The organism is Pantoea sp. PvP021 (genome assembly GCF_054056055.1).
The window spans coordinates 33,168-48,472 of sequence record NZ_JBSRXX010000014.1 but is presented as its reverse complement, the minus strand read 5'-3'; the positions used below and the strand labels follow the sequence as shown (position 1 = coordinate 48,472).

16 protein-coding genes are annotated in these 15,305 nt (G+C 57.7%); 3 read left to right on the top strand and 13 right to left on the bottom strand.

Annotated elements, in window-relative coordinates; all coding sequences use genetic code 11:
• Window positions 1-183: 183 nt before the first annotated feature.
• The 9 genes from truD to cysG all read right to left on the bottom strand — a co-directional run bounded on the left by truD (window position 184) and on the right by cysG (window position 7,670).
• Window positions 184-1,224: a tRNA pseudouridine(13) synthase TruD gene (gene truD, locus ACVKSX_RS23075; protein ID WP_033786729.1), complete on the bottom strand. Its 1,041-nt coding sequence runs from the start codon at window positions 1,222-1,224 to the stop codon at window positions 184-186.
• The gene (gene ispF / locus ACVKSX_RS23070; protein ID WP_010248541.1) at window positions 1,221-1,703 is read right to left on the bottom strand and encodes a 2-C-methyl-D-erythritol 2,4-cyclodiphosphate synthase; all 483 of its coding nucleotides are present in this window, start codon (window positions 1,701-1,703) and stop codon (window positions 1,221-1,223) included. The genes truD and ispF overlap by 4 nt, the downstream gene beginning before the upstream one ends.
• Complete coding sequence (gene ispD / locus ACVKSX_RS23065; protein ID WP_010248543.1) at window positions 1,703-2,419, bottom strand: 2-C-methyl-D-erythritol 4-phosphate cytidylyltransferase; 717 nt, start codon at window positions 2,417-2,419, stop codon at window positions 1,703-1,705. Before ispD ends, ispF begins: the two co-directional genes overlap by 1 nt.
• A 3-nt stretch (window positions 2,420-2,422) precedes the next feature.
• Complete coding sequence (gene ftsB, locus ACVKSX_RS23060; RefSeq protein ID WP_010248545.1) at window positions 2,423-2,740, bottom strand: cell division protein FtsB; 318 nt, start codon at window positions 2,738-2,740, stop codon at window positions 2,423-2,425.
• A gap of 177 nt (window positions 2,741-2,917) precedes the next feature.
• Window positions 2,918-3,238, bottom strand: coding sequence for a DUF3561 family protein (locus ACVKSX_RS23055; protein ID WP_010248547.1), 321 nt, complete (start codon window positions 3,236-3,238; stop codon window positions 2,918-2,920).
• 54 nt (window positions 3,239-3,292) lie between these two features.
• On the bottom strand, window positions 3,293-3,898 hold the full coding sequence (gene cysC, locus ACVKSX_RS23050; protein ID WP_010672130.1) for an adenylyl-sulfate kinase: 606 nt from the start codon (window positions 3,896-3,898) through the stop codon (window positions 3,293-3,295).
• On the bottom strand, window positions 3,898-5,325 hold the full coding sequence (cysN, locus tag ACVKSX_RS23045) for a sulfate adenylyltransferase subunit CysN (RefSeq protein WP_010248552.1): 1,428 nt from the start codon (window positions 5,323-5,325) through the stop codon (window positions 3,898-3,900). The genes cysC and cysN overlap by 1 nt, the downstream gene beginning before the upstream one ends.
• An 11-nt stretch (window positions 5,326-5,336) precedes the next feature.
• Window positions 5,337-6,245 (bottom strand): sulfate adenylyltransferase subunit CysD, encoded by a 909-nt coding sequence (cysD, locus tag ACVKSX_RS23040; protein WP_010248554.1) that lies wholly within the window; start codon window positions 6,243-6,245, stop codon window positions 5,337-5,339.
• Between the two features lie 9 nt (window positions 6,246-6,254).
• On the bottom strand, window positions 6,255-7,670 hold the full coding sequence (cysG, locus tag ACVKSX_RS23035; RefSeq protein ID WP_354439637.1) for a siroheme synthase CysG: 1,416 nt from the start codon (window positions 7,668-7,670) through the stop codon (window positions 6,255-6,257).
• Window positions 7,671-8,032: 362 nt separating this feature from the next.
• On the opposite strand from cysG, the gene ACVKSX_RS23030 reads away from it, so the two are divergent.
• Window positions 8,033-9,046 (top strand): aminopeptidase, encoded by a 1,014-nt coding sequence (locus ACVKSX_RS23030; RefSeq protein ID WP_010672132.1) that lies wholly within the window; start codon window positions 8,033-8,035, stop codon window positions 9,044-9,046.
• A gap of 9 nt (window positions 9,047-9,055) precedes the next feature.
• On the top strand, window positions 9,056-9,340 hold the full coding sequence (locus ACVKSX_RS23025; RefSeq protein ID WP_010248560.1) for a YciI family protein: 285 nt from the start codon (window positions 9,056-9,058) through the stop codon (window positions 9,338-9,340).
• A 60-nt stretch (window positions 9,341-9,400) separates the two neighbouring features.
• Here the strand turns inward: ACVKSX_RS23025 and ACVKSX_RS23020 are convergent, their stop codons facing one another.
• Genes ACVKSX_RS23020 through cysJ form a run of 3 tightly spaced genes read right to left on the bottom strand, consistent with a single transcriptional unit; the run spans window position 9,401 to window position 13,664 of the window.
• Window positions 9,401-10,135, bottom strand: a complete 735-nt coding sequence (locus ACVKSX_RS23020; protein WP_346555235.1) for a phosphoadenylyl-sulfate reductase — start codon at window positions 10,133-10,135, stop codon at window positions 9,401-9,403.
• The gene (gene cysI, locus ACVKSX_RS23015) at window positions 10,132-11,853 is read right to left on the bottom strand and encodes an assimilatory sulfite reductase (NADPH) hemoprotein subunit (protein WP_022623798.1); all 1,722 of its coding nucleotides are present in this window, start codon (window positions 11,851-11,853) and stop codon (window positions 10,132-10,134) included. Before cysI ends, ACVKSX_RS23020 begins: the two co-directional genes overlap by 4 nt.
• Window positions 11,853-13,664 (bottom strand): NADPH-dependent assimilatory sulfite reductase flavoprotein subunit, encoded by a 1,812-nt coding sequence (cysJ, locus tag ACVKSX_RS23010; protein WP_022623799.1) that lies wholly within the window; start codon window positions 13,662-13,664, stop codon window positions 11,853-11,855. Before cysJ ends, cysI begins: the two co-directional genes overlap by 1 nt.
• A 299-nt stretch (window positions 13,665-13,963) precedes the next feature.
• On the opposite strand from cysJ, the gene queD reads away from it, so the two are divergent.
• On the top strand, window positions 13,964-14,323 hold the full coding sequence (queD, locus tag ACVKSX_RS23005; RefSeq protein WP_010248568.1) for a 6-carboxytetrahydropterin synthase QueD: 360 nt from the start codon (window positions 13,964-13,966) through the stop codon (window positions 14,321-14,323).
• A 109-nt stretch (window positions 14,324-14,432) separates the two neighbouring features.
• Here queD and queE read toward each other — a convergent pair whose 3' ends face one another.
• A complete protein-coding gene (gene queE, locus ACVKSX_RS23000) occupies window positions 14,433-15,104 on the bottom strand; it encodes a 7-carboxy-7-deazaguanine synthase QueE (RefSeq protein ID WP_010248569.1) in 672 nt (223 codons plus the stop codon).
• Window positions 15,105-15,305 lie beyond the last annotated feature (201 nt).

Sequence of the window (15,305 nt, the reverse complement as noted above, 5' to 3'; positions counted from 1 at the left end):
GACCTTTTTTTATTCGACTGGTCGCCGTGACGGAACCTGTTTTAACGGCATGGCAACAGGTGAGGAATAGACGGCGATTTTTGCATTCTAGCGAGGCGCGCAAGGAAGTGGTAGGCGTAAATCACACGACGGTGGGGGTTTGCCGCAACATTACCCACACTGCGGGTCAGGTTGCAGCGAAGATTACTCATCAATCTGATCGGGCGAGTCCGCGTGGGTCAGCAGCTCCCGGACCACGCTGGTGGCAAAGCTGCCCGCTGGCAGCCAGAATGCCAGTTCCAGCGTGACATCATCCCACCAGCTCCACTGCATATCGCGCGGCACCACCAGCATGGCACGGCGTGCAGCATCAACCTTCTCACGTTCAATCAGTCCCAGCAGCAGCGTCTCATCAGCCAGCGCTTGCTGTTCAAAGGCCAGCGCGTCAGCCTGCGGGCCAGGCTCGCCCCGTCCCGGCAGCGGCGCGGTGATGCGCAGCTCATGCTGCTCAACCCGGCGCTGTGACTCTGCCAGTTCATCAGGCTGCGCGACAAACCAGCTGCCTCGTCCGGTCAGCTGCAACGCGTCGCCGTTGAGCACCTGAGTCAGCCTACCCTGCTGTTGCAGACGCGCACTGGTCACCTGATTAAACAGCGCACTGCGCGCGGCAGAGAGCATCAGGCTGCGCTTGTTACGGTCACGAATAATGATCTCATTGCGCGCCCACTTTTCTGCCATCACCAGGTTATTGCCGCCGCGACCAAAACGCTGTTCACCAAAATAGTTCGGCACGCCCGCATCGCGAATCTGCGCCAGACGCGTTTCAACCGCATCACGGTCACTGATCTGGCGGATGATCAGCCGGAACGCGTTCCCCGCCAGTGCGCCGATGCGCAGCTTACGTTTGTGGCGCACCGCCTGCAGAATCTCGACCCCTTCCAGCTCAAAACCGCGCAGATCGGGCATCGCATTACCCGGCAGGCGAAAACAGAGAGTCTGTTCCGTCACCGCATGGCGATCTTTCATTCCGGCATAACTCATGTCGCGCTGATGAATACCGAGATACTTCGCCAGTGCCTCAGCCACAAAGCGGGTATTGGCCCCCACTTTACGGATACGCACCAGCAGGTGCTCACCTTCACCATCCGCGCCATAACCGAGATCCTCAACCACCACGAAATCTTCCGGATTGGCTTTGATCACGCCGGAGGCCACGGGTGTGCCGTGCAGGTAATTCAGCATCATTGGCTGTCAGCTTTCAGGACTAACGCCACCGCTTCACAGGCGATGCCTTCGCCGCGCCCGGTAAAGCCCAGCTTCTCGGTGGTGGTCGCTTTGACGTTGACCGCATCCATATGGCAGCCCAGATCTTCTGCAATATTGATCCGCATCTGTGGCACGTGCGGCAGCATTTTCGGTGCCTGAGCAATAATCGTGACGTCGACATTACCGATGCGATAGCCTTTGGCTTCGATACGGCGCCAGGCCTCACGCAGCAAGCCGCGGCTGTCCGCCCCTTTAAAGGCCGGATCGGTGTCAGGAAACAGCTTGCCGATATCGCCCATCGCCACTGCGCCCAGCAGCGCGTCAGTCAGCGCGTGCAGCGCCACATCGCCATCCGAATGGGCGATAAAACCCTGCTCAAACGGGATCCGCACACCGCCAATCACTAACGGACCCTCTCCGCCAAAGGCGTGAACGTCAAAACCGTGACCGATACGCATCATGCGCTCTCCTTTAATTGAATCTGACTCAGATAAAAAGCCGCCAGCGCCAGATCTTCTGGCCGGGTGACTTTGATGTTATCACTGCGTCCGCTGACTAACAGCGGGTGGTAGCCGCAATACTCCAGCGCCGAGGCTTCATCGGTGATGGTCGCGCCTTCTGCCAGCGCCCGCGTCAGGCAGGCGGTGAGCAGCGCATGAGGGAAAAATTGCGGCGTTAAGGCGTGCCAGAGATCGTCGCGCTCTACGGTATGGGCCACCGCGGCTTTGCCCGGCTCGCCCCGTTTCATGGTGTCACGCACTGGCGCGGCCAGAATCCCGCCAACGTGGCTCTGTTCACGCACGTTGAGCAGTTGCTGGAGATCGTCGGGATGCAGACAGGGACGCGCGGCATCATGGACCAGCACCCAGGCGGAACCCTGTGCGGCCTGCAATCCGGCCAGCACCGATTCGGCGCGGGTCTCTCCGCCTGTCACCCTGAGCACGCGCGGATCGCGTGCCAGCGGCAGTGAAGCGAAGTGCTGGTCATCAGGACTGAGGGCGACAATCACCTGTTTGATAGCGGGATGGGAAAACAGACGCGCAATGCTGTGTTCCAGAAGGGTGTGCTGACCAATCGTCAGATACTGCTTCGGACAGGTTGCCTGCATGCGGCTGCCGATCCCGGCAGCGGGCACCACGGCAATCACATCCGCAAGGGAGGCCAGAGTGTTCATGTTTTATCGTTGTTGGTTAAGCGCTGCTTGTTGCGCGTTGCGTTTGTTCTGGTCAGGCACCAGACGATAGAAAGTCTCACCGGGCTTAATCATGCCCAGTTCATTGCGTGCACGCTCCTCGATCGCTTCCGAGCCGCCATTGAGATCGTCAATTTCGGCAAACAGCTGATCGTTTCGCGATTTCAGTTTGGCATTGTTTGCCTGTTGCACCGCGACATCATCATTGACGCGCGTATAGTCATGGATGCCATTTTTCCCCAGCCACAACGAATATTGCAGCCAGCCAAGCAGCACCAATAACAGTAACGTCAGTTTTCCCATCCCGCCCCCTAAAAACGGCCCAATCATCCCATAACTTTGCACAGGACTCCACACCAGCGGAGAAAATGGCGCGCTTTGCTGCGCGTCTGCGCAAAATATGAATCAGTACCGATTCAGACGGGAAAAGATTTGTAACCTGCCGATGCGTTTGCACATCAGCGCGGGCGCACTGAGGGCTTACCAGCCAGAGAGAAAAGAGAACATTAACCAGAAGAGCGTGACCACCATGATCACCGTGGCGAGCGCGGCCCACAGCCACTGTCCACTCAGCAGCGTATTCAGCGCGATACCCGTGACCACCGCAACCGGCAGCAGCGCCAGAAAGAATGGCCAGGTATAAAGAAAGAAGAACAGCGTGTTAGAGCCGAACAGCAGGAAAGGAATCGCCAGCGCGCACCAGTAAGCGAGAAAGCCGATAACGCCGCCCGGTAGCAATGAGCGCGGCTCATCCGGGGAGGAGTCATCTTTTCGAGCGAGCATTGGGGTAATGTTCTGCATAGGCATCCTGTTGGCGCGAGGGCGGCAAATCAGAAACGATTTGCCGCTGTCTCTTCAGGATTTGATGATATCGCGGTCACGCAGCAGGTCTAACAATTGGGCGGCGAGTTTTGTAACCAATTGTTCGCCATCCAGCTGGATTTCCGGGCTATCGGGCGCCTCATAGACGCTGTCGATGCCGGTGAAATTACGCAGTTCACCGGCGCGCGCTTTGCGATACAACCCTTTCGGATCACGCGCTTCACACACGGCTAACGGCGTATCGACAAATACCTCGATAAACTGTCCCGGCTCCAGCAGATCGCGCACCATCTGACGCTCGGCGCGATGCGGCGAAATAAAGGCAGTGAGCACCACGAGTCCGGCATCCACCATCAGTTTCGCCACTTCACCGACGCGACGGATATTCTCTTTACGGTCATCATCGCTGAAACCGAGGTCACGACAGAGGCCGTGACGCACATTGTCACCATCCAGCAGATAGGTGCTGACGCCGATGCGGTGCAGCGCCTGCTCCAGCGCACCGGCAACGGTGGATTTCCCCGAGCCCGAAAGCCCGGTGAACCACAGCACCACGCCCTGATGGCCATGCTGCTGTTCGCGTGAGGCGCGTGTCACCGGATGATCATGCCACACCACGTTATCGTCGTGCTGAGCCATTACTGACCGCCCAGCAGGTCGCGCGCATTCCAGTGTGGGAAGTGGCGGCGCACCAGCGCATTCAGTTCCAGCTCAAACGCGCTGAACTCGCCGGTATTAACCGGGGCATCATGGTTTGGCTGATGGATCATGCCGGCACCCACGGTGACGTTGCTCAGGCGATCGATAAAGATCATGCCGCCGGTTACCGGGTTCTGCTGATAGCTGTCGAGCACCATCGGTTCGTCAAAGGTGATCTCAATGCGACCGATACCGTTCAGCGGCAGCGTATCGACCTGACGCGTCTCCAGTGAGTTGATCTCGACCTGATGCAGCACCTTCTCTACCCGGCCACGGGTTTTCTTACCGGCGATTTTCAGGTCATAACTCTGACCGGCCTGCAGCGGCTGCTCTGCCATCCAGACCACGTCAACGCTGGCAGACTGAACCGCTGCCAGCTCTTCACTGGCATCCACCAGCAGATCGCCACGGCTGATATCAATCTCATCCTGCAGCACCAGGGTAATCGCTTCGCCTGCACCCGCTTCCTGCAGATCGCCATCGAAGGTCACAATGCGGGCAATGGTCGACTCCACGCCAGAAGGCAGCACTTTAACGCGCTGGCCTACCTGCACGCTGCCCGACGCCAGGGTGCCGGCATAGCCACGAAAATCGAGGTTCGGACGGTTGACATACTGCACCGGGAAGCGCATCGGCTGATGATCGACGACGCGCTTCAGCTCCACGGTCTCCAGCACATCCAGCAGCGTCGGGCCGCTATACCACGGCATGGTCTGACTGGCAGAAGCGACGTTATCCCCTTCCAGCGCCGACATCGGCACAAAGCGGATATCGAGGTCTTCCGGCAGCTGCGCAGCAAAGTCGAGGTAATCCTGTTTGATCTGCTCGAAGCGCTCCTGGTTGTACTCCACCAGATCCATTTTATTGATTGCCACCACCAGGTGTTTGATCCCCAGCAGCGTCGAGATAAAGCTGTGGCGGCGGGTCTGATCCAGTACGCCTTTACGCGCATCGATCAGCAGGATCGCCAGATCGCAAGTTGACGCGCCGGTCGCCATGTTACGGGTGTACTGCTCATGTCCCGGCGTGTCGGCGATAATAAATTTACGCTTTTCGGTCGAGAAGTAGCGGTAGGCCACATCAATGGTAATGCCCTGCTCACGCTCAGCCTGCAGACCATCTACCAGCAGCGCCAGATCGAGCTTCTCGCCCTGGGTGCCGTGACGTTTGCTGTCGTTGTGCAGCGATGAGAGCTGATCTTCATAGATTTGACGAGTGTCGTGTAGCAGACGTCCAATCAGGGTACTTTTTCCGTCGTCAACGCTGCCGCAGGTCAGAAAACGCAGCAGGCTCTTGTGTTGTTGCGTGGTCAGCCAGGCTTCAACGCCGCCCTGGTCGGCAATCTGTTGTGCAATTACGGTATTCATCTGGCGTCTCCTTAGAAATAACCCTGACGTTTTTTCAGTTCCATCGAACCGGACTGATCGCGATCGATCATGCGGCCCTGACGCTCGCTGGTGGTGGAAACCAGCATCTCTTCGATGATCTCCGGCAGCGTCTGCGCCTCGGACTCTACCGCGCCGGTCAGAGGCCAGCAGCCGAGCGTACGGAAACGGACCATCCGTTCGGTGATCTCTTCACCCGGCTGCAGGTTGATGCGATCGTCATCGATCATCATCAGCATGCCATCACGCTCCAGCACCGGACGCGGTGCGGCGAGATAGAGCGGCACGATCTCGATGTTTTCCAGGAAGATGTACTGCCAGATATCCAGTTCGGTCCAGTTCGACAGCGGGAAGACGCGGATGCTTTCGCCTTTGTTGATCTGACCGTTGTAGTTGTGCCACAGCTCAGGGCGCTGGTTTTTCGGATCCCAGCGATGGAAGCGGTCACGGAATGAGTAGATACGCTCTTTGGCGCGTGACTTCTCTTCATCACGACGTGCGCCGCCAAAGGCCGCATCAAAACCATATTTGTTCAGCGCCTGCTTCAGCCCTTCGGTTTTCATGATGTCAGTGTGTTTGGCACTGCCGTGAACAAAGGGGTTGATGCCCATCGCCACGCCTTCCGGGTTGCGGTGAACCAGCAACTCTGCGCCCATCGCTTTCACGGTGCGGTCGCGAAATTCGTACATTTCACGGAATTTCCAGCCGGTATCCACATGCAGCAACGGGAACGGCAACGTGCCTGGGTAGAAGGCTTTACGCGCCAGATGGAGCATGACCGAGGAGTCTTTGCCGATGGAGTACATCATCACCGGATTGCTAAACTCCGCCGCCACTTCGCGAATGATGTGGATACTCTCCGCCTCCAGCTGACGCAGATGAGTGAGTCGTTTTTGGTCCATGATTTTCCCTCAAGCCAGATTGACAACGGCGGACTCGCGAGCCCCCTGCTGTGCTGAATGTTTAAACCAGGCGAGTTGCCTGTGCAGATTAACCACCTCTCCGATCACCAGCAGCGCCGGAGTGGGTGCCGAGGCGGCCAGCGCCTCAAGTTGTTCTAAGGTGCCGGTCAGCACCTGTTGATCCTGGCGGGTGCCGCGACTGATCACCGCCACCGGCGTTGATGGCGCGCGACCATGCTGAATCAGCGCCTCGCTGATGGCAGCGGCTTTAACGGTTCCCATGTAGATCGCCAGCGTCTGACGCGCACGCGCCAGCGATGGCCAGTCAATGTCATCCCCATCGGGACGGCAGTGACCGGTAATAAACATCACGCTCTGTGCGTAGTCGCGGTGGGTCAGCGGAATACCGGCATAGGCCGTCGCACCGGCAGCCGCGGTGACGCCCGGCACCACCTGGAACGGCACACCCGCCTGCTGAGCCGCCTGCAGCTCTTCGCCGCCGCGGCCAAAGATAAAGGGATCGCCGCCCTTGAGGCGCACGACGCGCTTGCCTTTCAGCGCCAGTGAAACCAGCATCTGATTGATCTCTTCCTGCGGCAACGTGTGCGCGCTGGCCCGTTTGCCGACGCAGATGCGATCGGCATCGCGGCGCACCAGATCCAGCACCTCTTCGCTGACCAGATGGTCGTAGAGCACCACATCGGCTAACTGCATCACCTGCAGGCCACGCAGCGTCAGCAGACCGCTGTCGCCCGGCCCGGCGCCCACCAGAAAGATCTCGCCCTGACGTGTCGGCTCTTCCTGCAGCTCACGGTCCAGCGTGCGTTTCGCCTCTTCGACGTTACCGGCAGACATCTCACTGGCGAACCGGCCGTCGAAAGCGCGTTCCCAGAAGCGCCGACGGTCAGACATGCGGCTGAAGCGCTGTTTGACTTTATCGCGCCAGAGTCCGGCCACTTCAGCCATCTGACCCAGACTGGCAGGCAGCAGCGTTTCGATTTTTTCGCGCAGCATGCGTGCCAGCACCGGTGCGGTGCCGCTGGAGGAGATCGCCACCACCAGCGGTGAGCGGTCAACAATCGAGGGGAAGATAAAGGTGCATTTTGGCTGGTCATCCACCACGTTAACCAGCTTATGCCGCGCATTGGCGGCTTCAAACACCTGGGTGTTGAGATGGTTGTCGTCGGTGGCGGCAATCACCAGGAAAACGCCATCCAGCTGGGCCGGGTCAAATTCGGTCGCCAGCCACTCCAGCTCCTGCTTATCCAGCAGTGCCTGCAGTTCAGGGCATAGTTCACGAGATGCGATCAGAACACGCGCGCGGGCACGGCGCAGCAGTTCAATTTTTCGCGCCGCAATATCTCCCCCGCCGACAACCAGAACCGGGCGGCCAGAAAGATCGGCAAAAAGAGGCAAATAGTCCACGTTAACCCTGATGTTTTAACTTTGTATTAACGCGACTATACGTCGCTGGGTTTATCCAGATGAAATTACGAATTGGAATGAGTAGTTACCGAATGGAATAACGACGCCGCAAAGCACAGAACAATTTGGTCTTAACAGATGAAATTTAATGGCTTTTTCGTGAACAGGCTCACATATTGAAAGCCACACCTGCGGCAGCAAAAGCAGATAAGTGCCAGCGATAAAGGTCCGTTACGCCTTTCGGTAGTGACAGCGCCCGATTCCACTAACAAAGTCACGGGACAAAAAGGATATAATGCGCGCGGCATGGCTGGCCCTGGCCCCATGCGGAACGGCTCCCGAATAATGAAAAAGGATGCACTATGTTTTATTCCCTCCGTTTGAGGGTAGCGACAATTTTATTTGGCGCACTCATTTCCCCGCTGGCTCTGGCCACTCCGCCTGGCCAGTTTGCCGAACAGCAGGTCCGGCACATCGCCACCTTGTTTCCTGGCCGGATGAGCGGCAGCCCGGCTGAGCTGATGGCAGCCGACTACCTGCAACAGCAATTTACCGCGCTGGGGTATAAGACCAATACCCGCCAGTTCAGGACCGGCTATAAGTGGCAGGAAGAGGACGGCACGCAGCGCTGGCATAAGCTCACGGCAACCTCGGTGATTGCCGCGCGTGCAGGCAGCGTGCCGCAGGAGATTCTGATCGTGGCACATCTGGATACCTGGACGCCGCAAAATAGCAGCCAGGCCCAGCACAACCTGGGCGGCTTACGCCTGCAGGGCGTCGATGATAATGCATCGGGTCTTGGCGTAATGCTGGAGCTGGCGCAGCAGCTGAGCCGCAAACCGCTGCACTACGGCATACGCTTTGTGGCGCTGAGCGCCGGAGAGGCGGATCTGCACGGCATGGATGATTATGTTGAGCGGATGAGCACGCGTGAGAAGAAGAATACCCTGCTGGTCATCGATCTGAATAGCCTGATCACCGGCGATCATCTCTATTTTAACAGCGGCATGAATACGCCCCGGGCGGTGCGCAAGCAGACCAGCGAACGAGCCCTGTTACTGGCACGTCAGCAGGGCATTCCCGCCGCCAGTCATCAGCTGAATCGTAAAGACTTTGACGCTCTTAATGCCTTCGACAAGGCGGGCTTTCCGCTGCTGGATGTGACCGCCAGCAACTGGACGCTGGGTAATAAAGATGGTGCGCTGCAGCGTCATCGTAGTCCCCACTTTCCTGATGGCGTTACCCGCCATCAGACTGACCTGGATAATCTGAGCTATCTCGACCGCTGGCTGCCGGGGCAGATAACCTTGCGAACCCGCGACAGCGTTCGCGTGCTGCTGCCGCTGCTCAGTGAACTGACCAATCCCAAAGTGTAAGGATCTGACATGTACGTGGTCTTTCTGAATTACGTTCGTCCGGTAGAAGAAGTTGAAGCGCTGCTGGCAGCCCATATCGAATGGCTGGATCGCTATTTTGACGCGGGCTTTTTTATTGCAGCGGGACGTAAAGATCCGCGCACGGGCGGCATGTTACTGGTCAGGGAGATGGAACGAGAAGAGCTGGATGCAATTTTAGCGGAAGATCCGTTTGTCACGGTGGCAGAGTATGAGGTGACGAAAGTGAATGTGACCCGTGCAGCAGAGGCGTTTGCCGGATTAAAAGGCGCTTAGCTTTCCGCCTGACTGCAGCCAAAAACTTCTCTCCCTGTGTGCGGGGAGAGAAGTCCTGCGTCAGCCTTCGTGCAGACCACACTCGCGCTTGAGGCCGAAGAAGCGCGTCTCTTCTTCTGCCATACCCGGCTCCCACTTGCGGGTGGTATGGGTATCGCCCACCGAGAGATAGCCTTCATCCCACAGCGGATGGTACTTCAGCTTATGCTGCTCCAGATACTGATGAATCTGGCGGTTATCCCAGTCGATAATCGGCAGCAGCTTAAAGACGCCACGCTGGACGCCCAGCACCGGCAGATTCGCCCGGCTGCCCGACTGGTCGCGGCGCAATCCGGCAAACCAGGTCTGCGCGCCCAGGGTTTCAATGGCGCGATTCATCGGCTCAACTTTGTTGATCTCGTTATATTTCTCAATCCCCTCGACGCCCTGCTCCCACAGTTTGCCGTAGCGCGCTTCCTGCCAGGCCGGTGAGGTTTCGGCGCGGAACACCTTAAGGTTGAGATTGAGCTGGTCCGCCAGCTCATCAATAAAACGATAGGTCTCCGGGAACAGATAGCCGGTGTCGGTCAGGATCACCGGAATATCGGGCTGCTGACGCGTCACCAGATGCAGCGACACCGCGGCCTGAATACCGAAACTGGAGGAGAGCACATAGGCACCCGGCAGATTCTCCAGCGCCCAGCTGACCCGCTCTTCCGCTGATAACTTCTCCAGCTGCGCATTGGTCGCGGCCAGCGCCATAGCACGCTGGACTTTGGACATCTCATTCAGTGCTGCGAGGTCGGGGTGACTCATTTTGCTTCCTCCCAAAAATCGCGTGCCGGGTCCAGCACCGGCGCAACAATGCCCGCGCGGATGGTGAAGTCACCAAAGCCTTCAGCGGCCTGGCGCTCAGTGGCCCAGCGTCCCACCAGCTCATCAATGGTGGCGAGAATTTCGCTTTCGTTAATGTTTTCACGGTACATGCGGGGAATACGCGTTCCGCTGCGGTTTCCACCCAGATGCAGGTTGTAGCGACCTGGCGCTTTACCCACCAGACCCAGCTCAGCCAGCATGGCACGGCCACAGCCGTTGGGACAACCGGTAACGCGTAACACTATGTGCTCATCGCCAACGCCATGCGCATGCATGATCCCTTCCACTTTGGTCACGAAGGCAGGCAGGAAGCGCTCGGCTTCTGCCATCGCCAGCGGACAGGTCGGGAACGCCACGCAGGCCATCGAGTTTTCGCGCTGTGCCGTAACGTGATCCATCAGACCATGTTCGCGCGCGATTGCTTCGATCTGCGCTTTTTCGCTTTCCGGCACGCCCGCCACAATCAGGTTCTGGTTAGCGGTCAGGCGGAAATCGCCCTGATGGATTTTCGCAATTTCGGCGATGCCGCTTTTCAGCGGTCGGCCCGGATAGTCGAGCAGGCGACCATTTTCGATAAACAGCGTCAGGTGCCATTTGTTGTCGATGCCTTTAATCCAGCCAATACGATCGCCACGGGTGGTGAACTCATAAGGACGGATCGGCTCAAACGTCACGCCTGCCCGTTTTTCAACTTCGGCTTTAAAGGTCTCGACGCCAACGCGTTCCAGCGTGTACTTGGTTTTGGCGTTTTTACGGTCGGTGCGGTTGCCCCAGTCGCGCTGAGTCGTGACCACCGCCTCGGCAACGTCCAGGATCTTCTCCACCGGGAAATAGCCAAACTCGCTGGCGGTGCGCGCGTAGGTCGCTTTGTTACCGTGCTCAATCGACAGCCCGCCACCCACCAGCAGGTTAAAGCCCACCAGCTTGCCGTGCTCGGCGACAGCGACAAAGTTCAGATCGTTGGCGTGCAGATCCACGTCGTTATGCGGCGGGATCACCACGGTGGTTTTGAATTTACGCGGCAGATACGTTTCACCGAGGATCGGCTCTTCGTCGGTGGTGGCGACTTTTTCTTTATCCCACCAGATCTCCGCATAGGCACGGGTGCGTGGCAGCAGATGCTCAGAGAGTTTCTTCGCCCACTCATACGCTTCCTGATGCAGTTCCGACTCAACCGGGTTCGACGTACAGAGCACGTTACGGTTAACGTCGTTGGCGGTCGCCAGCGCATCCAGCCCCACCTCATGCAGCATCTGATGCGTCGGCTTGACGTTCTTCTTCAGAATGCCGTGAAACTGGAAGGTCTGACGGTTAGTCAGACGGATGCTGCCATAGATGGTTTTGTCGGTGGCAAATTTGTCGATGGCCAGCCACTGGGTCGGCGTAATGATGCCGCCCGGCAACCGGCAACGCAGCATCATGGCGTGGCGTGGCTCCAGCTTCTGCTCCGCACGTTCGGCACGAATATCGCGATCGTCCTGCTGGTACATGCCGTGAAAACGGATCAGCAGGAAGTTGTCGCCGGTAAAGCCGCCGGTCAGACCCTCTTCCAGATCTTCTTTAATGGTGCCGCGCAGATAGTTGCTCTGCTTCTTCAGACGCTCAGCGTCTGCTAATTTGCCTTCTACAACCAGCGGTCCAGGGTGTTTATCGCTCATTAGTAAACGTCTCGCTGATAACGGCGCTCAATGCGCAGCTCACTTAAAAATTCGTCGGCCGTTTCACGATCCATTCCGCCGTGTTCGACCACCACATCCAGCAGTGCCTGCTCGACGTCTTTTGCCATACGATTCGCGTCACCACAGACATAAAGATGCGCGCCCTCTTCAATCCAGCGCCACACTTCGGCCCCTTTCGCGCGGATCTTATCCTGTACGTAAATCTTCTCTGCCTGATCGCGTGACCAGGCGAGGTCGATATGGGTCAGCAGACCATCCTTCACATATTTCTGCCACTCTACCTGATAGAGGAAATCGTCGGTGAAGTGCGGATTACCAAAGAATAGCCAGTTTTTGCCGCCGGCACCGTCGTTGTCGCGCTGCTGCATAAAGGCGCGGAACGGCGCGATGCCGGTTCCCGGGCCAATCATGATCACTGGCGCATCCGGATTAGCCGGCAGGCGGAAGTTGTCGTTGTGTTCGATGAAGACCCGGACTTCGCCCTCTTCTTCGATGCGATCGGCCAGCCAGGTCGATGCACCGCCGCCACGCTGGCGACCTTCAATATCAAAGCGAACGGCACCGACGGTGATATGCACTTCGGTATCGGTTTCAGCCTGCGAAGAGGCGATAGAGTAGAGTCGCGGCGTCAGCGGTCGCAGCAGTCCGGTCAGCTGTTCAGCGCTGAGTTCGGACGGTGCCAGGCGCACCATATCCACAATCGGATAGTGCTGCGCATAGTGCTGCAGCCTGGCTTTATCATCCACCAGTGAGAGCAACTCCGCGTTGCGTGACAGCTGGGCATACTGCGCCACGATCTGCGCGGTGTTAACCGTCAGCTCGAAATGCTTCTGCAGCGCCTCCGCCAGCGGCAGGGTTTTCCCCTGAACCTCTACCGGCTCATCGCCTTTCAGCCAGACCAGCTCCAGCAGTTCGCTGACCAGCGCCGCGTCGTTTTCATACCAGACGCCCAGCGCATCGCCAGGCTGGTAGCGCAGACCGGAATCGCCCAGATCGATTTCGATATGGCGCACATCTTTGTCTGAGTCCCGTCCGGTAATTTTCTGATTCACCGCCAGACTCGCGCTGAGCGGCGACTCTTTAGTATAGGGGCTGGTGGTGACTTCGTTGACGCTGCCGGCTGCTGTCGCCGCAGCCTGCGCCGGGGATTCAGTGGGAACGCGTTTCTTGAGAATTTCCGTCAGTGCATTGCGCCAGGCGGCGGCCTGCTCCGCATACTCAACATCCGCATCAACGCGATCCAGCAGACGCTCGCCGCCCAGCTCCGCCAGTCGGCTGTCAAAATCTTTACCCGCCTGACTGAAGAATTCATAAGAGGTGTCGCCCAGGCCAAACACTGCGAAGGCGGCACCCTCCATTTTCGGTGCCTTTTTCGACATCAGGAATTTATGCAGCGCCACCGCCTCTTCTGGCGGTTCGCCTTCGCCCTGGGTGGAGGTTACAACCACCAGCATTTTTTCCTGGCCAATCTGTTTGAACTTGTAATCACCGGCATTCACCAGGTTTACGTTCAGCTTTGCGGCCAGCAGGTCATCACGTAACTGCTCAGCCAGACGACGTGCGTTGCCGGTCTGGGAGGCAGAAAGCAGCGTAATGGCGGGCGCTTCGGCCGGAGCCGGAGCAGATGCAGTGCTGGCGACGGCGCTACCCGGGGTCTGTTCCACCCTGCCCCAGAAATAGCCTGACAGCCACGCCAGTTGAGTCGGGGAATAATCTGTCGTCGCCGCCTGTAAGCGAGCGAGTTGTTCCGGGGAGAGCGGAAGCATTGAACCAGGTGCCTGAGTCGTCATCGCGTTAAAAATTCCAGTATCAGAAGTCCGGACCGTAAAATGGCGGAAGAGTGCGTAGGTTACCGGTCCGTATATTAACGATTAAATACACCTTCGACATATCAAATAACCAAAATGACTAAATGGTTTTCCAGGTAGGAATAATCGTTAAAAGTGGTAAGCAAAGCGGTGATATATCAGTTAATTAGCTGGACGACACTGTATAAACGCGCAGGAAAAGGTTCGGTTTGTGCGGTTCGGGTGCGAAAAAAGCGGTAATCAGGTAGAATTCAGCGGTTTTTTAATGTCTGAGAACCATTATGTCTACCACCTTGTTTAAAGAGTTCCAGTTCGAAGCCGCGCATCATCTACCGAATGTGCCGGCCGGACACAAATGTGGCCGTCTGCACGGTCATTCGTTCCTGGTTCGTCTGGAGATTACCGGCGAAGTGGATGCGCATACCGGCTGGGTTATGGATTTTGCTGAGCTGAAAGCGGCGTTTAAGCCGGTCTACAATCGGCTGGACCACTACTATCTGAATGATATTCCCGGCCTGGAAAATCCCACCAGCGAAGTGCTGGCGAAATGGATCTGGGATCAGATGAAGCCGCAACTGCCGCTGCTTAGCGCGGTGATGATCAAAGAAACCTGCACCGCAGGCTGCGTTTACCGCGGCTAACCCTGTCGGATCGAACCCTTCGATCCGACGCGGCTTTTCTCTCCGTCCTGCCTCTGACGCTCAACACTTCCCTGTGGTTAACGGCTCATTGCGTGCCGCTTTATCAGGATCAGGCGATATTGAGATATTTATGGGTCTGCATCGACAGACGCCAGTTACGGGCAATGCAGGTCTCAATACAGAGCCGGGTTGCATCATCTTTGCGGCTGATTGGCTGCAGGGCGATGATACGCGCTTTGGTGTCATCAATGCCTGCCAGCAGCCGATCCAGCGCTTCCACATCACGCTCGCGCGCTACCGGATGCTTGATTTCATCGGCCCGGCTCAGCGCCTGGGGCAGAACATCGTAGCCGCCGCGCATGTTGACCTTCGGCGAGACGGTCACCCAGGTCCGTTCAGAACAGTGAATCTCGTGGGTTCCGCTGGTCTCAATCTGGCACTGGAAACCGTGCTGCTCCAGCGCAGTGGTTAACGGACGCAGATCGTAAATCGCCGGTTCACCACCGGTGATCACCACATGACGCGCCGTCCAGCCCTGCTGCGCAATGGCACTCACCAGGGTCGCCGCGTCGGCATCACCCCAGGCGTCGCTTTCCACCGTCTTGATCAAAATATCGCCCAGCGACGTTTCCCGATCTGTCCGCTTTTCCCAGGTGTGTTTGGTATCGCACCAGCTACAGCCCACCGGGCATCCCTGCAAACGAATGAAAATGGCAGGCACGCCGGTGTAATAACCTTCGCCCTGCAGTGTCTGGAACATTTCGTTAATCGGGTATTGCATTACGGACTCGCTTGAAAAAAACAGGGCGCTGATTATGGCAGATTTGCCGCGCAGCTCAACCACGCGTTGTGCCTTTTCTCCGCGCCGGACAAAACACAAATGAGGGGCTTCAGACGGCTGACAGGCTCAGAACGTGGATGGCCAGGACCGAAGAGCAAAGCGTCCCGCGCTCAGGACAAAAACGCCGGAAGCGTTTTTGAA

Coding starts and splice junctions, on each gene's coding strand:
- truD (WP_033786729.1), bottom strand. CDS start 1,224: ATGATGCTGAATTACCTGCACGGCACACCCGTGGCCTCCGGCGTGATC.
- ispF (WP_010248541.1), bottom strand. CDS start 1,703: ATGCGTATCGGTCACGGTTTTGACGTTCACGCCTTTGGCGGAGAGGGT.
- ispD (WP_010248543.1), bottom strand. CDS start 2,419: ATGAACACTCTGGCCTCCCTTGCGGATGTGATTGCCGTGGTGCCCGCT.
- ftsB (WP_010248545.1), bottom strand. CDS start 2,740: ATGGGAAAACTGACGTTACTGTTATTGGTGCTGCTTGGCTGGCTGCAA.
- ACVKSX_RS23055 (WP_010248547.1), bottom strand. CDS start 3,238: ATGCAGAACATTACCCCAATGCTCGCTCGAAAAGATGACTCCTCCCCG.
- cysC (WP_010672130.1), bottom strand. CDS start 3,898: ATGGCTCAGCACGACGATAACGTGGTGTGGCATGATCATCCGGTGACA.
- cysN (WP_010248552.1), bottom strand. CDS start 5,325: ATGAATACCGTAATTGCACAACAGATTGCCGACCAGGGCGGCGTTGAA.
- cysD (WP_010248554.1), bottom strand. CDS start 6,245: ATGGACCAAAAACGACTCACTCATCTGCGTCAGCTGGAGGCGGAGAGT.
- ACVKSX_RS23030 (WP_010672132.1), top strand. CDS start 8,033: ATGTTTTATTCCCTCCGTTTGAGGGTAGCGACAATTTTATTTGGCGCA.
- ACVKSX_RS23025 (WP_010248560.1), top strand. CDS start 9,056: ATGTACGTGGTCTTTCTGAATTACGTTCGTCCGGTAGAAGAAGTTGAA.
- ACVKSX_RS23020 (WP_346555235.1), bottom strand. CDS start 10,135: ATGAGTCACCCCGACCTCGCAGCACTGAATGAGATGTCCAAAGTCCAG.
- cysI (WP_022623798.1), bottom strand. CDS start 11,853: ATGAGCGATAAACACCCTGGACCGCTGGTTGTAGAAGGCAAATTAGCA.
- cysJ (WP_022623799.1), bottom strand. CDS start 13,664: ATGACGACTCAGGCACCTGGTTCAATGCTTCCGCTCTCCCCGGAACAA.
- queD (WP_010248568.1), top strand. CDS start 13,964: ATGTCTACCACCTTGTTTAAAGAGTTCCAGTTCGAAGCCGCGCATCAT.
- queE (WP_010248569.1), bottom strand. CDS start 15,104: ATGCAATACCCGATTAACGAAATGTTCCAGACACTGCAGGGCGAAGGT.